The 15,632-nt window shown below is 63.4% G+C and carries 17 protein-coding genes; 7 read left to right on the top strand and 10 right to left on the bottom strand.

The features are described 5' to 3' along the window. Nucleotide 1: 1 nt before the first annotated feature. The 6 genes from K3165_RS04955 to K3165_RS04930 form a co-directional block, all read right to left on the bottom strand. A complete protein-coding gene (locus tag K3165_RS04955) occupies nt 2-280 on the bottom strand; it encodes an HPr family phosphocarrier protein (protein WP_221547683.1) in 279 nt (92 codons plus the stop codon). After that, nucleotides 277-702, bottom strand: a complete 426-nt coding sequence (locus K3165_RS04950) for a PTS sugar transporter subunit IIA (RefSeq protein ID WP_221431737.1) — start codon at nt 700-702, stop codon at nt 277-279. Before K3165_RS04950 ends, K3165_RS04955 begins: the two co-directional genes overlap by 4 nt. Nucleotides 703-775: 73 nt before the next feature. Beyond that, nucleotides 776-1,672, bottom strand: a complete 897-nt coding sequence (gene rapZ / locus K3165_RS04945) for an RNase adapter RapZ (protein WP_221547682.1) — start codon at nt 1,670-1,672, stop codon at nt 776-778. Beyond that, nucleotides 1,669-2,100 (bottom strand): HPr kinase/phosphorylase, encoded by a 432-nt coding sequence (locus K3165_RS04940; protein ID WP_221547681.1) that lies wholly within the window; start codon nt 2,098-2,100, stop codon nt 1,669-1,671. The genes rapZ and K3165_RS04940 overlap by 4 nt, the downstream gene beginning before the upstream one ends. Next, a complete protein-coding gene (locus tag K3165_RS04935; RefSeq protein ID WP_221547680.1) occupies nt 2,097-3,662 on the bottom strand; it encodes a sensor histidine kinase in 1,566 nt (521 codons plus the stop codon). Before K3165_RS04935 ends, K3165_RS04940 begins: the two co-directional genes overlap by 4 nt. Next, complete coding sequence (locus K3165_RS04930; RefSeq protein ID WP_221547679.1) at nt 3,655-4,401, bottom strand: response regulator transcription factor; 747 nt, start codon at nt 4,399-4,401, stop codon at nt 3,655-3,657. Before K3165_RS04930 ends, K3165_RS04935 begins: the two co-directional genes overlap by 8 nt. A gap of 187 nt (nt 4,402-4,588) precedes the next feature. On the opposite strand from K3165_RS04930, the gene K3165_RS04925 reads away from it, so the two are divergent. Beyond that, a complete protein-coding gene (locus tag K3165_RS04925) occupies nt 4,589-6,178 on the top strand; it encodes a phosphoenolpyruvate carboxykinase (protein WP_221547678.1) in 1,590 nt (529 codons plus the stop codon). A 187-nt stretch (nt 6,179-6,365) separates the two neighbouring features. Then, nucleotides 6,366-7,292 carry a glycoside hydrolase family 16 protein gene (locus tag K3165_RS04920; protein WP_247713884.1) on the top strand — a complete coding sequence of 309 codons (927 nt, stop codon included), beginning with the start codon at nt 6,366-6,368 and terminating at the stop codon, nt 7,290-7,292. Between the two features lie 19 nt (nt 7,293-7,311). Here the strand turns inward: K3165_RS04920 and K3165_RS04915 are convergent, their stop codons facing one another. Both K3165_RS04915 and K3165_RS04910 read right to left on the bottom strand, forming a co-directional pair. Beyond that, nucleotides 7,312-9,165 (bottom strand): DUF885 domain-containing protein, encoded by a 1,854-nt coding sequence (locus K3165_RS04915; protein ID WP_221547677.1) that lies wholly within the window; start codon nt 9,163-9,165, stop codon nt 7,312-7,314. A gap of 37 nt (nt 9,166-9,202) precedes the next feature. Beyond that, nucleotides 9,203-9,580 carry a DUF3597 domain-containing protein gene (locus tag K3165_RS04910; RefSeq protein WP_221547676.1) on the bottom strand — a complete coding sequence of 126 codons (378 nt, stop codon included), beginning with the start codon at nt 9,578-9,580 and terminating at the stop codon, nt 9,203-9,205. A gap of 119 nt (nt 9,581-9,699) precedes the next feature. Between K3165_RS04910 and K3165_RS04905 the strand changes: the two genes are divergently transcribed. After that, nucleotides 9,700-9,909 carry a hypothetical protein gene (locus K3165_RS04905; protein ID WP_221431729.1) on the top strand — a complete coding sequence of 70 codons (210 nt, stop codon included), beginning with the start codon at nt 9,700-9,702 and terminating at the stop codon, nt 9,907-9,909. An 18-nt stretch (nt 9,910-9,927) separates the two neighbouring features. Here the strand turns inward: K3165_RS04905 and K3165_RS04900 are convergent, their stop codons facing one another. Both K3165_RS04900 and K3165_RS04895 read right to left on the bottom strand, forming a co-directional pair. Then, nucleotides 9,928-10,596 (bottom strand): energy transducer TonB, encoded by a 669-nt coding sequence (locus tag K3165_RS04900; RefSeq protein ID WP_221547675.1) that lies wholly within the window; start codon nt 10,594-10,596, stop codon nt 9,928-9,930. 160 nt (nt 10,597-10,756) lie between these two features. After that, nucleotides 10,757-11,413: an alpha/beta hydrolase gene (locus tag K3165_RS04895; protein ID WP_221429026.1), complete on the bottom strand. Its 657-nt coding sequence runs from the start codon at nt 11,411-11,413 to the stop codon at nt 10,757-10,759. 127 nt (nt 11,414-11,540) lie between these two features. Here K3165_RS04895 and K3165_RS04890 point away from each other — a divergent pair, with 127 nt between their 5' ends. From K3165_RS04890 to K3165_RS04875, 4 genes are all read left to right on the top strand, one after another. Then, complete coding sequence (locus K3165_RS04890; RefSeq protein ID WP_345720723.1) at nt 11,541-12,587, top strand: cysteine desulfurase family protein; 1,047 nt, start codon at nt 11,541-11,543, stop codon at nt 12,585-12,587. Next, nucleotides 12,584-13,678: a cysteine desulfurase family protein gene (locus K3165_RS04885; RefSeq protein ID WP_221547674.1), complete on the top strand. Its 1,095-nt coding sequence runs from the start codon at nt 12,584-12,586 to the stop codon at nt 13,676-13,678. Before K3165_RS04890 ends, K3165_RS04885 begins: the two co-directional genes overlap by 4 nt. Next, nucleotides 13,675-14,001, top strand: a complete 327-nt coding sequence (locus K3165_RS04880) for a 2Fe-2S iron-sulfur cluster-binding protein (RefSeq protein WP_221547673.1) — start codon at nt 13,675-13,677, stop codon at nt 13,999-14,001. Before K3165_RS04885 ends, K3165_RS04880 begins: the two co-directional genes overlap by 4 nt. 243 nt (nt 14,002-14,244) lie before the next feature. Then, nucleotides 14,245-15,582, top strand: a complete 1,338-nt coding sequence (locus tag K3165_RS04875) for a tetratricopeptide repeat protein (RefSeq protein WP_221547672.1) — start codon at nt 14,245-14,247, stop codon at nt 15,580-15,582. The last annotated feature ends 50 nt before the right edge of the window (nt 15,583-15,632 follow it).

The following is a 15,632-nucleotide window of genomic DNA, read 5'->3' as shown; positions in this document are numbered from 1 at the left end:
CTCAGGGCTCTCCGAAACCGTCCTCGATCATGGCGGACAGGTCGGCCATAACGGCGTCGGCATTGTCGCCGGCAACGATCAGCTCGATCGTGTCGCCCTTGGCCGCGCCGAGCATCATCAGGCCGAGGATCGAGCCGCCGGCCGCCTCGTTGGGACCCTTGGCCACGCGGACCTTGGTCGTTTCGGGCAATTCGGAAACGGCGCCGACGAATTTCGCACTGGCCCGCGCGTGCAGGCCGCGCTGGTTCACCACGGTCAGTTCTCTACGAAGCTCGCTCAACTCGCCTTCCGTGCACTGTCGAGGTCCTGGCCAAGGAATTCGCTGGCCACGGTGATGTAGTTGCGTCCGGCAGTCTGCGCGGCATGCACCGCATCGACCACGTTCATGCTCTTGCGAGCGCCGGCGAGGCGGATCAGCATGGGCAGGTTGATGCCCGCGATCACTTCCACGCGGCCCGTGTCGAGCAGCGAAATGGCAAGGTTCGACGGGGTGCCGCCGAACAGGTCGGTGAGGATGATGGCACCGTCACCCGTATCGACGCTGGCAATGGCATCGGCGATATCCTTGCGCCGCTGCTCCATATCGTCGTTCGGGCCGATGCAGATGGTGGCCACGCCTTCCTGCTTGCCGACCACATGCTCCATCGCGTCGATGAAGTGTTCGGCCAGCTTGCCGTGGGTGACGAGAATCATGCCGATCATGCGTGAAATGCGTCCGTTGCGGGTCCCGAGGGGTCTTGGCTGTGCCTGTTAGTCATAAAGCCGTGTGGGGAAATCAGCTGCGCTCGAGCGGATCGGCGGGCCGGCTTCCCAGATTGCGGTGAATGACCGTGGGCGAAAATCCGGCCTCGCGCAAGACCTCGGCGGCGCGTTCCGCACTGAATACCGAGCGGTGTCTCCCGCCGGTACAGCCGAAAGCGATGTTCAGGTAGCTCCGGTCCTGCGCGGCATAACGCGGCAAGAGCTCCGTCAAGGTCTCGGAAATACGGGCAAAAGCTGGCGCGAAGGCGGGGTCGGCTTGGATATGCGCGGCCACCGGTTCGTCGAGCCCTGTCTGCTCGCGCAATTCGGGCACCCAGTGTGGATTGTCGAGAAACCGCATGTCGAACAACAGGTCGGCAAGCGGCGGCATTCCGCGCGCGAAGCCGAAGCTGGAGATGGTGACGGTCATCTCGCGGCCGCCGCTCTTGCCGAAGCGTTCGCGCACGACCTGCTGCAGGTCGCCGGAAGTGTAATCGCTGGTGTCGAGCACGATGTCGGCCCAGCTGCGCAAGGGAGCGAGCAGTTCGCGTTCGGCCTTGATGCCGCCTGCCACCGGGCGCTCTCGCGCCATGGGGTGCGGGCGGCGGGTCTCGTTGTAGCGGCGCTCCAGCTCGGCCGCAGAACAGTCGATGAATAACGTGGTGAGCTCAATATCCTTGCGTGTGGCGAGCTGTTCGCAAAGCTCGATCGTTTCCGCAGGCACGAAGCCGCGCGTGCGCGAATCGAAGCCGATGGCGAGCGGGGCGGGGTGATCGCTATCGCCGCCCAGCAGCGATCCGAGCAGGCGCACCGGGAAATTGTCGATCGTTTCCCAGCCGAGGTCTTCGAGCACCTGCAGCGCCGTCGATTTGCCGGCGCCCGACAGGCCGGTGACGAGCAGGATGCGCTGGTGGCCGGGCGCGTCCGTCATTTGTCGAAGGTCAGCCCGTGCTTCTGAAGCGCGTACTCCGCACGCAGCGCCTGCGTCATGTCGCCGGCACGGAACATCAGGACGGGGATCGAGGTCCCGCGAATGTCGGTCGTGGGGATTTCGGTGGGATAGCGCGGCGCCTTCTTCTCGGTCAGCTGCAGGGCGAGCGAGACAGGCGCGCTGGTGGTGGGCAGCTTGACGAGGCCGACATTGCGCACCTCGATCAGGCCCTCGGTCGTCATCGGGGGATGCGCGACGGGATGGCCGTTCTCCTCGACGATGCGGATGCCGTCGTCTCCGATCAGCGTTGCGCCGCGGTCGATCAGCATGAGGGCGAGGCTCGATTTGCCGAGGCCCGGTTCGCCGGCGATCAGCAGGGCGCGGCCATCGATGGCTACGGCGGTCACATTGGGAATGACGATCTTCATTTCGCTGCCGGCAGGTCTAACACGAGACAGGCCCCTTTCTTTCCGTCTGCGCGCTCGTCTGCGTGGAGCGTGCCGTCATGCGCTTCGGCGATGGTACGTCCGATGGCAAGCCCGAGACCGGAGTGATTACCGAAATCTTCCTCTTCGGGGCGATCCGAGTGGAAACGATGGAAGACCTTCTCGCGCTTTTCGGCCGGGATGCCGGGACCTTCGTCGCATACGGTCATGATGATGCGCCCCTCGCGGCAGCGCATGATGACCTCGATCGTGCTGCCTTCGGGCGAGAAGGAGACGGCATTGTCGAGCAGGTTCTCGATCACGCGCTCGAGGCGCACGGGCACGCCGGCCACCACGAGGTCTTCCCCGATGGTTTCAACGTCGACCATGCACCCGCCGTTCTCGTCGCGCTCCTCGCGGCTGGCGACGACATTGCGGACGAGGGCGGCGAGATCGACGCGCTCGAACTCCGCGCGCGACATTTCCGCATCGATCCTGCTGGCGTCGCTGATCTCGGTGACGAGGCGATCGATCCGGCGCACGTCATGCGTCGCGATATCGAGCAATTGCGCGCGCAGTTCAGGGTCTTCGACCTTGCCGAGCGATTCCGTCGCGCTGCGCAGCGAAGCGAGCGGGTTCTTGATCTCGTGCGCCACGTCGGCCGCGAAGCTTTCCACCGCGTCGATCCGCTGGCGCAGTGCGCCGGTCATGTCGGACACCGCGCGGGCAAGCATGCCGATCTCGTCGCGCCGGTCGGGAAGGCGGGGGACCTCGACCTGTCGGTCGCGCCCCTGGCGCACGCGGACGGCGGCCTGCACCAGTTCGCGCAAGGGGCGGACGATGGTCTGCGCGAGGAACCAGCTGAGCAGCGTGGAGACAAGCAGGAACAGCAGGACGACCAGCAGGACATTGGTGCGCGCTTCGCGCACGCTCTCGGTAATATCGACCGGGTTGCGCGTCAGCAGCAGCGTATCGCCGTCGAGGCCGACCGGTGCCGCGGCGTTGATGACATGCGTCCCATCGGGCGCGTCGCGCAGGACGATCTGCGTCAGGCTTTCCTCACGGGCGCGGACCAGTTCGGGCCATGCGCTGGCATCGTCGGCCTCTGGGTCGACATAGTCGGGCAGGGCAGGGGCATCGACGACGCGGTCGAACCAGCGGTCCATGCGCAGCGCGAAATTGCCCTGGTCGACATCGCTCGCATCGGGGAGTGTGAAGCTGGGCGGGGCAAGCGCAAAGCTGTCGGATTCCAGCTTGCCGTCGGGGCCGTAGACCCTGATGCGCAGGCGCTGTTCCTTGCCGATCTGGATCAGCAGCGCTTCCTGCCGCTGCGGCGTGGCACCGGCCAGCGCCTCGGCGGTGATCTGGGCTTCGACGAGCGCGAGCTTGAAGCGTTCGTCGAGCAGCTGCTTGCGATAGCTGTCGAGATAGAGGACGCCGCCGCCCAGCAGGACCAGCGGCAGGATGTTCACGAAGAGGATACGACTGGTGAGCGTCAGGCGGCGCGACCAGCGCAGTTTGTCCAGGCTCGGGTCGCCCCTGAGCACGCTGCCGGTGTCAGCCATCGCTGAAACTGTAACCCGCGCCGTAAAGCGTCTCGATTGCAGAGAATTCGCCATCGACCTTGCGGAACTTGCGGCGCATCCGCTTGATATGGCTGTCGACCGTGCGGTCGTCGACGAAGACATCGTCGGGATAGGCGGCATCCATCAGCTGGTTGCGGCTCTTGATGACACCGGGATGCAGCGCCAGCGCTTCCAGCAGCAGGAATTCGGTTACGGTCAGCGAGACGGGCTTGTCGTCCCACGTTACGTGGTGGCGTGCCGGGTCCATGCGCAGGCGACCGCGCTCGATCACTTCGGCGGGCTTTTCGCCCGGTTCGATCGGGATCGGGCGGCGTGCATCGCTGCGCCGCAGGATCGCGCGGATACGGGCCAGCAGTAGGCGCAGGCTGAACGGCTTGGCGATATAGTCGTCGGCACCCATGAGGAAGCCAGCCTCCTCGTCCTGCTCGTCGTCCTTGCTGGTGAGGAAGATGACCGGCAGCGGCGAATGTTCGCGCAGGCGGCGCAGCAGTTCCATGCCGTCCATCTTGGGCATCTTGATGTCGAAAATGGCGAGATCGGGCGGATTGCCGAGCAATGCGTTGAGCGCCGCTTCACCGTCGGAATAGACGCGCGTGGCAAACCCTTCTGCCTGAAGCGCGATCGAGACCGTGGTCAGGATATTCCGGTCATCGTCGACAAGCGCAATTACGGTGCGATCGTCGGCGGGCGGCAGGGCATCTCCGGCGGTGTTTTCCATCGATTACGGCGATTAACGCAAGTTTCTCAGCATGACAACGCGGCAAGCCAAAGGGGTGAGGCGAATTATCCCGAAGCGCGTTTGACGTCGCGTCGCGCGGCTTATAAAGGCTCTAACGAAGCGCGGCGCATTCGTATGCGCCAGCGATTCCCCGAGTGACACCGCCTCTTTCGCGCTGGAGATTTCAGTGACTACCGCTCTTTCCCACTCGCTTGCCGCGCAGGGCATCGAGACTTCCGCCACCATCCACCCCAACCTGACGTCGGACGAACTGACCGCCGCCGCACTGGAACGAGGCGAAGGCCGCCGCGCCAAGCACGGCCCGCTAGTCGTCGAAACCGGCAAGCACACCGGTCGTAGCGCCAAGGACAAGTTCATCGTCCGCAACGCCGAGACCGAAGACACCGTCTGGTGGGACAACAATGCTTCGATGACGCCGGAACACTTCACCGCTCTGAAGGCTGACTTCATGGCTGCGGTAAAGGACAAGAGCGAGCTGTTCGTGGCCGACCTGTTCGGCGGCTCGCAGCCGGAATATCGCGTGAACGTCCGCGTCATCAACGAGCTCGCCTGGCACAACCAGTTCATCCGTACGATGCTGGTCCGTCCGACCGCGGAAGAGCTCGACGGGTTCGAGCCCGAATACACGATCATCGACCTGCCGACCTTCAAGGCAGATCCCGAACGTCACGGCACCCGCAGCGAGACCGTGATCGCGGTCAATCTCGAAGAGAAGCTGATCCTCATCGGCGGCACGAAATACGCCGGCGAAATGAAGAAGAGCGTCTTCGGCATCCTCAACTACCTGCTTCCGCCCAAGGGCGTGATGCCGATGCATTGCTCGGCAAACATCGGCCCCGACGGCAAGAGCGCGGTATTCTTCGGTCTTTCGGGCACCGGCAAGACCACGCTTTCGGCCGATGCCAGCCGCACGCTCATCGGCGATGACGAGCATGGTTGGTCGGACACCGCAGTCTTCAACTTCGAAGGCGGCTGCTACGCCAAGATGATCCGCCTCGACCCCGATAGCGAGCCGGAGATCTACGCCACCACGCGCATGGAGGGCACTGTCCTTGAAAACGTCGTGATGGACGACAATGGCGAGATCGATCTCGACGACAACACGCTCGCGGAAAATACCCGTGGCGCCTATCCGCTGTCCTCGATCCCGAACACCAGCGCCGACAACCTCGGCCCGCCGCCCTCGAACGTGATCATGCTGACCGCCGACGCGTTCGGCGTGCTGCCTCCGATCGCGCGTCTTACGCCCGAGCAGGCAATGTATCACTTCCTGTCGGGCTACACCGCAAAGGTCGCCGGCACCGAAATCGGCGTGACCGAGCCGACCGCGACCTTCAGCACCTGCTTCGGCGCGCCCTTCATGCCGCGCCACCCGAGTGTTTACGGCAACCTGCTCAAGAAGCGCATCGCGGAAGGCGGCGCGCAGTGCTGGCTGGTCAACACCGGCTGGACCGGCGGCAAGTACGGCACCGGCAACCGCATGCCGATCAAGGCGACCCGCGCGCTGCTCAACGCCGCGCTCGACGGCAGCCTGAACGATGCGGAATTCCGCAAGGACCCGAACTTCGGCTTCGAAGTGCCGGTCAGCGTTCCGGGCGTCGACAGCACCATCCTCGACCCCCGCGCGACGTGGGCCGACAAGGACGAATACGACCGCACCGCCCACAAGCTGGTGCAGCTCTTCGTCGACAATTTCGAACCCTTTGCTGCGCATGTCGATCAGGGCGTGCGCGACGCTGCTCCAGAAGCAGCCTGACGGTTCAGCCTGCGAGGTGCAGGCATAGAGTTGGAGAGGAGGCCCCCGGTCGCGAAGGAGAGAGCGCGGTCGGGGGTTTTTCGTGAATGAAAAGCTTTTCCGCCATGCGTACGAATGCGTGCCGCCAGCCGATTGCGGGGCTGCGGAGCGACTGATAGCCCTCTCGCAAGGAAGAGGGAGTAACTGCATGAACGGTCGCGCATTTTCGGCACTTGCCGCGGGAGCATTGATGCTTTCGGCGTGTGGAGGTGGCAGCGGTAACACGCCTCCGGCAACCGGCGGAACCGCCACGCCTACTCCCACTCCTACTCCGACACCCACCCCGTCACCGGCGACCTTCGATACGCTGGTGTTCGAAGAGCAGTTCGCCAGCGGTTCGCTCGATCGTTCGGTCTGGAACGTCGAGGGGCCTGCCTTCTGGGTCAATAACGAGCAGCAGGCCTACATCGATTCCGCCGACACGATCCTCTTCGGTCCCGTCACCGGTGCGGAGGACGGGCAGGCGCTCATCCTGAGGCCGCAATGGCGCGAAGGGTTCGCCACCCCGACCGGGCGCACGACCGATTTCGTCTCCGGTCGCATCAACACCGCCGACAAGTACGATGTCACCTATGCGAAGGTCTCGGCCCGTATCCGCATGCCCGACGCACGCGGCGCCTGGCCCGCATTCTGGATGCTGGGCTACGGTAGTTGGCCCGATTCCGGCGAGACCGACATCATGGAATATGTCGGCGAAAAGGACTGGACGAGTTCCGCGCTCCATGGCCCCGGCTACTCCGGCGATACGCCCATCGCCGAGCGCCAGACCTTTCCTGCGGGAGAGGATGTGACCGGCTGGCACGTCTACTCGGTCGAACGGCGCGACCTGGACCTGCGCTTCTTCGTCGACGACCGCGAATTCTATCGCGTCACCAAGGGCGAAGTAGAGCAATACGGCCCGTGGCGCTTCGATCGGGCGCAATACATCATCCTGAACTTCGCGCTCGGCGGCACCTACCCGCAAGGGGTCAACAACGTCACCACACCCTATCCCGGCCTCCCGCAGTCCACAGTCGACCGGATCAAGGCCGGCGAAATCCAGATGGAAGTCGACTGGGTCCGCGTCTGGGAGTGAGGTGAGGCCCCGGCCTGTCCTAGGCTGACGCCCCCGCGATGTAGCGCGACACGTTCTTCTCCAGCACATCCATCGGCACATTGCCGCCGAGGATAACCGCATCGTTGAACGCCTTGAGATCGTAACCCTCCCCGAGCACGGCCTGCGCACGCTGGCGCTGGTCGACGATGCGGCTGTGGCCGAGCTTGTAGCCGGTCGCCTGTCCCGGCCAGCTGCAATAGCGATCGACTTCGCTCTGCACCTCTTCCGGCTTCGAACCATTGCGCTGGATGAAGAACTGGCGGCCCTGTTCGCGGCTCCAGCCCTTGGCGTGCAGGCCCGTGTCGACGACCATACGGCAGGCACGGAAGGCGAGGCTCTGTAGATAGCCGAGCTGCCCCACTTCGAAGCCGTCATAAGCGCCAAGTTCGTCGGCCAGCTGTTCGCCGTAGAGCGCCCAGCCTTCGGAAAACGGATTGAAGGCGAGGATCGAGCGGATCAGCGGCAGGCGGTTCGAATATTCGCCCTCCCACACGTGCCCGGGAATGGTCTCGTGATAGGTGAGATCGGCGAGATCGTACTTGCGGTGCAGTTCGGTGGTGCGCAGGTTGATCCAGAAGCGGCCCGGGATCGTCCCGTCCTTGCTGCCCGCGCCGCCATAGGCACCGGGCGCGCCGGCTTCCTCGGCAACGGGGATTCGGACGACTTCGAGATTGGGATCGACCAGCGTATTGAAGGCGCGCGGCATCTGCGCCTTGATCCAGTCGATGCGTTCGGCGATGAAATCCATGATCTCCGCGCGACCCTCGTCACCGGGTGCGAATTTGTAGCGCGGGTCCTGCGAAAGCGCGGTCATGCGCGCACCGACGCTGCCCTCGGTATAGCCGATCTTGCGAAGGATCGGGTCCATGCGCGCGTGCAGCGCCTCCAGTTCCTCGAGGCCTTGCTGGTGCACCTCGTCCGGCGAAAGGCGGGTGGTCGTACTGGAGCGCAGCGCCCAGTTGTAGAATTCCTCGCCATAGGGGCGGGCCGACATGCCCGGATCCTCGGTGGCGACGGCGCGTTCGGCGCGCAATTCGGTGAGCTGGCGTTCCAGCGCCTCGGCGATAACCCCGCTTTCGAGGATCTTCGCGCGATTGGCATGGCTTTCGGGCATGCCCGCTGCATTCAGTTTGGCGCGCAAATCGTCGGCGAACAGCTCGCCCTTGCCGGCGCTGGCGATGGTCTGTTCCATCTGCACGATCGCCTTGTCGAGCAGGAAGGACGGCGGAACCACGCCCATGCCGCGCGCTTCGCGGATGCGCGCCAGTTCGCCGTCGAGCGAGGCGGGAAAGGCTTCGAGCCGTTCGATATAGGCATCCGCATCATCGCCGTTCTCGACCTTCTGCGTCGATTGCATGAAGCGCGGCATGGCGAGATATTCGCCCACGTTCTGGATCACGACGTAAGGTGCGGTGCGCCAGTTCCCGACCGGCGTATCGCCATAGGGCAGGGCAAACCCGTCGAGCGCAAGCTCATAGGCGCTCTGCACGACGTCGAGATTGGTGACCGTCTCGCTGTCGAGCCCGTCGCGCGAATAGGCGGCAACGCGAGCGAGGTCCTGCTGCAGAGTGGCGGCATAGGCATCCTGTCCGGCAGGCGACTGGTCTTCGAGCTTGCCGCGCAGATAGGCGTAACGGCCCGTGTCGACGCCAAGACTGGTGGCGCGTTCGGGTTCATGTTCGAGCAGGTTGTAGGCGACGGTTTCGAGCAGCCGTTCTGCGCCGATCTTCTGGGCGGCGGCGATGCCTTCGGGGCGCGGTGTCGGGACGCATCCGCCAAGGGTGAGGGCGGTCGTCGCGCCAAGCCCTGCAAGGACCTGGCGACGGGTGGCTTCGAAAGTGTGTGTGGTCATGCGCGCCGGTGTGTATCCGGCGCGCAAGAGTGTCAAATCAATCGAGGAATTCGGCGGGGACCTTGCCGCCGTTTGCCGACAATTCGCGCATGGTGCGCTTGTGCAGCCAGATATTGTCCTCTGCGGTGCCCGAGTAATCCTCGCGGCCGAGTTCGGTCGCGAGCGCCTTGCGGTTCTCGTAGCTGGAATCGACGCCGATCAGCTTCATCAGGTCGACAATCGAGGTGCGCCAGTTGAGCCTGTCGGCACCGGGCATGGAATCGAGGCTGTTCTCGACATCGACGACGGGCTTGGCGACGGCTTCGGTCTTGGGGGCATCTGCCCAGGCATTGCCGGTCTTCGGCTGAACAGGTGCTTCCTGCGCCTTCGCTTCCTTGCCGAAGATTGCTTCCTTGATGCTGCTGAAAATACCCATCGCTCTCGTCCTTTCGCCGGTTATGCGACCTATCGCCGCTTCGCTTTTGCAATCAACGGGATGGGATGCAGTGCGTTCCTGCGCTTTCCCGATCGCGCGACCCGGGCTAGGGAGCGGGAATGCTCGATACAGTACTCTCGATCGTCGTCCTTGCCGCCGTCGCACTGTTCGTCGGTGCATTCCTGCTGTGGAAACGGACCGGCAATGCCAAGAACGCGCTGCTCATGGTCCTGCTCGGCCTGATTGCGCTGGGCAATGTCGCCATCTGGACGATACCCGATGCAGACGGCGAAGCCCCGCTCGACAAGGTCGAACGGGGCTCGCGTTAGCAGCTTTTGCCCGGGAGGCTATTCGGGCAGCTGCCAGAGGACCGAACCGGTATAATGACCCGACACCGGTTCGCCGGTCGACCCGCGGGCCGGTTGGAATTTCGCACGCTGCTGCACCAGACGGCAGGTCGCTTCGTCGAGCTGGCTGTGGCCCGTGCTGCCGGTGATCCGGCAACCCGTTACCTTGCCGCTGGCAGCGATATCGAGACGGAAGGTGGCCACGCCCGTAAGTTCGCGCCGCGCCCAGCTTGAGCGGTAGTCACGGTCCGAAAGCCATGCACCCGGATTATTGCGCGGCTTGGCGCCGACGGGAGTGAAGGTGGCTGCCGGGCTCGGAATCTCCACTACCGGACCACTCGGCCTTGGGACCGGCGGCATTGGGGGCAGGGGAACGGTCGTCGTCACGATAGTCGGCTCGGAATTGTCGAGCTCGAACTTCGGGGTCGGCACATTGACCGGCGGCGTGGTCGGAGTGTCGGGGACATTCTCTGCCTGTTCAGGCGGAGGCGGGGCTGGGGGCGGCGGGTCCTTTTTCACATCGAAAGTGTCCACTCTGGGTGGATCGGCGATGATTGCCTGAGAGACGGTCAGGCCGGTGACGATCAGCGCACCGATGGCCGCTTGCACTATAACCGCGCTCGCCAGGCCCGTTGGCGAGGGTCCGCTCTTCTGGTCGACATATGACATGGGTCCTCTCCTTTGCGACTCCAGTTGAATGCATGTTACAACATATCAAATGAATTGCAAGAGCTTGTGGGCAAAGGGCCTACGATCGGCGTGCTGACATACGAAAAAGGGCCCGAAAATCGGACCCTTGATCGTATTCGTACTGATTTCCTGACCGCTGTCAGGTGATCGGGCAGGCCGGGTCGAGACGGAAGTCGAGATAGTTGTCGACCGACTTCATCAGTTCTTCCTGCTCGTTCTCGAAGAAGTGGTTCGCGCGCGGAATTTCTTCGTGATGCACGGTGATGTGCTTCTGCGTGCGGAGCTTCTCGACCAGCTTGGTCACGGCATTGGGCTGGACAACGGTGTCCTGCGCGCCATGGATGAAGATGCCCGAGGCCGGGCAAGGTGCGAGGAACGAGAAGTCGTACATGCTCGCTGGCGCACCAATGCTGATCCAGCCGCGGATTTCCGGGCGGCGCATGAGGAGCTGCATGCCGATGAGCGAGCCGAAGCTGACGCCGGCAACCCAGGTCACCTGCGCTTCGGGATGGACCTGCTGCACCCAGTCGAGCGCCGCAGCGGCGTCGGACAGTTCGCCGATACCGTTATCGAAGCTGCCCTGGCTGCGGCCGACGCCGCGGAAGTTGAAACGCAGGGTTGCGAAACCGCGGTTCACGAAGGTCTTGTAGAGACGCTGCGTGATCTGTTCGTTCATCGTGCCGCCGCCCTGCGGGTGCGGATGCAGGATCATCGCAACAGGTGCGCGCGGACGGGGGCCGGGAGAGAAACGGCCTTCGAGGCGGCCTTCGGGGCCGGGAAAGATCACGGTCGGCATGGGGAGAGATACCCTGGCAGAAAAATGTGGTGCGCGTTGACCCAAGGGGCTTGCGCGAGGTTGCGCTCCATATAGGGTTTCAGCGGCAATTCGCAATTATTTAAGGGCCCGTCCCGTCCCGACACGCATCTATCTCGATCACGCCGCCACCACGCCGCTGCGTCCGCAGGCCAGACAGGCGATGGAAGAAGGCTTCACGCTCTGGGCCAATCCGAGCAGTCCGCACGCCGAAGGCCGCAAGGCGAGGGCGGCGCTTGAGGATGCGCGCGAACGCGTGAAACGGACGCTCGGCTGGGAGGGAGAGGTCATCTTCACCTCTGGCGCGAGCGAGGCTGCGGCGCTGGCTCTGGGCCATGCAAAGGCGGGCGCACGGCTGGTTTCCGCGGTCGAACATGACGCGATCCTCAAGGCGGCTCCCGATGCGGAGCGATTGCCCGTGAAAGCTGACGGCGCGCTCGATCTGGAAGTCCTCGCCGAAGCCGTCCAGCGCGAGCGCCCCCTCGCCGCGGTCCAGCACATCAATTCGGAAACCGGCAACCGTCAGGACATTGCTGCCATTGTCGGGCAGGTCCATCAGGCAGGCGGCCTGTTGCTGACCGATTGTGCGCAGAGCGCAGGCAAGATCGCCATCCCGACCTGCGACATGGCGATCGTATCGGCACACAAGTTCGGCGGGCCGATCGGCATCGGCGCCTTGCTGGTGAAGGATTTCGCCATGCTCGAACCGGCCGGCGGGCAGGAGCGCGGATATCGGCGCGGCACGGAAAACCTTCCCGCCGCGATGGGTATGGCAGCTGCGCTTGAGGCAGCGTCCTCGCCCTATATCGATCCCTTCGTGCTCGAACCTCTGGATGCAATCGTCGAGCATTGCCGGGAAACCGGAGGGACGTGGTTGTCCGACCGGCTATCGGACCCCACGCCCTATGTCCGCGCCATCGCCATGCCGACAATGAGCGGCAGTGCGCAGGTGATGCGCTTCGACATGGCGGGGATCTCCGTGTCGCAAGGCTCGGCCTGCTCCTCGGGGACCATGAAGACGAGCCATGTCATGCAGGCGATGCAGATAGAACCCGAAGTCGCCGACCGCACGATCCGCGCCAGCTTCGGCTGGAACACCACTCGCGAAGAAGTGGAACGCTTCGCCGAGGTATGGCTTGAGTTGGCGAAAGCATGATTTACCTCGACTACCAGGCCACCACCCCGCTAGCTCCCGAAGCGCGCGATGCCATGATGCGCTGGCTCGACGGGCCGGGCGGCACCGGTTTCGGCAACCCGCATTCCCCACACAAGATGGGCCGCGAGGCCAAGGCCGCGATCGAGTTCGCGCGCGATCAGGTTGCGGCGCTTTTTCCTCCCGGTGGCAAGGTGATCTTCACCTCCGGTGCGACCGAGGCGCTCAATCTCGCCATTCGCGGCAGCGGCAAGGACGGCACGGTCTCCGTGTCCGCGATCGAGCATTCTGCAGTTCTCGACACTGCCAAGGATGCGGGCAAGTGCCATGTGCTGAATGTCGCGAAGGACGGGCAGTGCAACACCAAGCAGGACCTGCCGCAGGACACGCGCCTCGTCTGCCTGATGCAGGTGAATAACGAGATCGGCGTGATCCAGCCCACGGTCGAATGGCACCGCAAGGCGAAGGAGAACAACGCGCTCTACCTGTGCGATGCGGTGCAGGCCTATGGCAAGATCGAGGTCACCGGCGCCGACATGATCGCGATCAGCGCGCACAAGTTCCACGGTCCCAAGGGCGTGGGTGCACTATGGGTGCGTGACGGGGTTGATTTGCACGAGGTCCAGACCGGCGGTGGGCAGGAATTCGGCCTGCGGTCGGGCACGCTCAGCCCTGCGCTGATCGCGGGCATGGGCGCAGCTGCGGCCGAGGCCAAGGACCGGATGGAGCAGGATGCAGAACACGTCCAGAAGCTCTGGAAACGCGCCACCGAGATGTTCGAGAATTGGGAACTCAATGGCAGTGCCGAGGCGCGTTATCACGGCAACCTCAACATCCGCCCGCGCGGCCCCAACGGCGGCGGTCTGGATGTAAACCGGCTCATGAGCGATTGCCGCAACGTGATGTTCTCCGCCGGCTCTGCCTGCGCCAGCGGCTCGGGGCGCACCAGCCACGTGCTGGAAGCGATCGGCCTGCCCAAGAAGCTCGCGAAAACCTCGATCCGCCTCGGCTTCGGGCGCTACACCACGCTCGAGGAGATCGAGGAAGCGGGCCGGACGATCAACGAGGCAGCAAAGGCGCAAGGGTCCCTATGAAGATCACTTTCATCACCTCCGAAGGCGACCGCGTCGATGCGACAGGTGAGGACGGTGACACGTTGCTTCGCGCTGCCCAGGCGGCCGGAATGCCGCTGGAGGGCACTTGCGAGGGGCAGATGGCCTGCTCGACCTGTCACGTGGTGGTGGACAAGGACTGGTTCGACCGCCTGCCCGAAGCAAGCGAGGAAGAGGAAGATATGCTCGACCTCGCCGCGGGCGTCCGGCGCACCAGCCGCCTGTCCTGCCAGATCGTGCTCGGCGATGAACTGGACGGGCTGACCGTTTCCATTCCCGCCGAGAGCCACGACATGAGCCGCTAACCAGAGCGGCCGCTATTGACCTGAAAGCGCTCATTGGGGTTGGCTCCCTCCGGGATGACTATGGCGCATTTGTGAGGTAATGTGTCAGGCCACTAGTAAGAGCCCATCCAACGGAGAAGCGATATGGGCACCCCTCGACCAAACTCTGGTGGTAGAGGCACCGCCAAGCTTGGCCTGCCAATGTCAGGCTTGGCCATTTTCTCCGCAATAGTTTCCCTCAGCAGTGTCCTTCCAACCTTGGCGATGGCTGAAGAGCAGGAACCATCCGTTCAAGACATGCAGCGTGCTTGTCTCGCTGGCGAAACTGATATGTGTGTGGAGCTCGGCGAAGCCTATTACGAGGGTAAGGGTGTACCGCAGGACCTCAGCAAAGCAGTCGAGTGGTATCGCAAAGGGGCAGAACAGGGGGATGCCACCGCACAGTTCTACCTAGCCTTCTCGTACGCCAGCGGCGAGGGTGTACCGGAGGATCTCGGCAAAGCAGTTGAATGGTATCGCAAGGCGGCGGAGCAGGGTGATGCTTTTGCGCAATACGCTCTGGGGTGGTCCTACGCGAATGGTCTGGGCGTATCGCAAGACTATGTTGCTGCAGTCGAATGGTACCGCAAGGCTGCGGAACAGGGCCTTGCGGAAGCTCAGACCGAGATGGGTTGGCATTTTGCCGAGGGTGCGGGACTTCCGCAGGATTACGCCAAAGCGGTCGAGTGGACCCGCAAAGCCGCGGCTCAAGGTTCTGCGTCCGCGCAGTATAACCTGGGTCTTGCCTATGCTGGTGGGCAGGGGGTCGCCCAGGATTACGCCGCTTCTGTGGAATGGTTTCGCAAAGCGGCGGAGCAAGGCGATGCTGCGGCGCAATACGCACTCGGTCTATCTTACGCTCAAGGTTTGGGGGTTGAGGCGGATCCCGCCAAAGCCAACGAATTGTTTGGCCAGTCATGCACTGGTGGGTTCGAAGAGGCATGCGACGTTCTTGAGCCAAGCGTCGAAGACCTACTCGCCGCTCCTGCCGATGCGATAGCTCAAGGCTACCTCGTCATGGAAACGCGCTTGGCGCTGATGGCGATGATCGACGGCACCGATTTCACACTTCAGACTCCCGAAGGTGAAATCACAAAAGGAAGTGCCGACTTCTTCAGGCAAAAATTCGAAGGCCGAAAGTCGCTATACCGCCAGGCTATAGAGCAACGCGGTTACCCGGACGACTTGGCTGGTAAATACGATGTGGCATCAGTCGAGCCATCCTGTAGGCAAAGCGAGTCCCCCTTCATCAGTGAGGCGCAGCGAAAGTCCTTCAGCAAAGTCCGGATATCTCAGAATGACCATGAGATTGTCGCGACCATTCTTATCGTCGAAGCCCCGGAATACGATGGCACAGAGGAAGCCGAACTGTCCTTTGACGGGGTAGTGATCGAGAGCTCGCTGGCACTGTTCGACTCACTCAACGGCTACCACTATCTGGTCGGAAAGATTGGCTCCCAAACTATTGAGCTGAGGCCCTCGGAAGAAGAGCGAAGCCAGGCCGATCCATCTGGCGAACCAGACTTGAATAGTTGTGTAGTGATACTCGAACGCGCGCCCTGACGTCTGCTCAACCGAGCTGTCGGCACCCTGCTAAACCTGGGAAAATCGTA

The organism is Qipengyuania xiamenensis, from assembly GCF_019711495.1.
GTDB classification, from domain to species: Bacteria; Pseudomonadota; Alphaproteobacteria; order Sphingomonadales; family Sphingomonadaceae; genus Qipengyuania; species Qipengyuania xiamenensis.
The sequence above is the reverse complement of the archived record's forward strand: the minus strand, read 5'-3'. Positions and strand labels throughout refer to the sequence as shown.

Bases quoted from the DNA above. Each gene is read 5' to 3' on its own strand.
- K3165_RS04950 (WP_221431737.1), bottom strand. From the start codon at position 702: ATGATCGGCATGATTCTCGTCACCCACGGCAAGCTGGCCGAACACTTC.
- rapZ (WP_221547682.1), bottom strand. From the start codon at position 1,672: ATGACGGACGCGCCCGGCCACCAGCGCATCCTGCTCGTCACCGGCCTG.
- K3165_RS04940 (WP_221547681.1), bottom strand. From the start codon at position 2,100: ATGAAGATCGTCATTCCCAATGTGACCGCCGTAGCCATCGATGGCCGC.
- K3165_RS04935 (WP_221547680.1), bottom strand. From the start codon at position 3,662: ATGGCTGACACCGGCAGCGTGCTCAGGGGCGACCCGAGCCTGGACAAA.
- K3165_RS04930 (WP_221547679.1), bottom strand. From the start codon at position 4,401: ATGGAAAACACCGCCGGAGATGCCCTGCCGCCCGCCGACGATCGCACC.
- K3165_RS04920 (WP_247713884.1), top strand. From the start codon at position 6,366: ATGAACGGTCGCGCATTTTCGGCACTTGCCGCGGGAGCATTGATGCTT.
- K3165_RS04915 (WP_221547677.1), bottom strand. From the start codon at position 9,165: ATGACCACACACACTTTCGAAGCCACCCGTCGCCAGGTCCTTGCAGGG.
- K3165_RS04910 (WP_221547676.1), bottom strand. From the start codon at position 9,580: ATGGGTATTTTCAGCAGCATCAAGGAAGCAATCTTCGGCAAGGAAGCG.
- K3165_RS04905 (WP_221431729.1), top strand. From the start codon at position 9,700: ATGCTCGATACAGTACTCTCGATCGTCGTCCTTGCCGCCGTCGCACTG.
- K3165_RS04900 (WP_221547675.1), bottom strand. From the start codon at position 10,596: ATGTCATATGTCGACCAGAAGAGCGGACCCTCGCCAACGGGCCTGGCG.
- K3165_RS04895 (WP_221429026.1), bottom strand. From the start codon at position 11,413: ATGCCGACCGTGATCTTTCCCGGCCCCGAAGGCCGCCTCGAAGGCCGT.
- K3165_RS04885 (WP_221547674.1), top strand. From the start codon at position 12,584: ATGATTTACCTCGACTACCAGGCCACCACCCCGCTAGCTCCCGAAGCG.
- K3165_RS04880 (WP_221547673.1), top strand. From the start codon at position 13,675: ATGAAGATCACTTTCATCACCTCCGAAGGCGACCGCGTCGATGCGACA.
- K3165_RS04875 (WP_221547672.1), top strand. From the start codon at position 14,245: ATGGCTGAAGAGCAGGAACCATCCGTTCAAGACATGCAGCGTGCTTGT.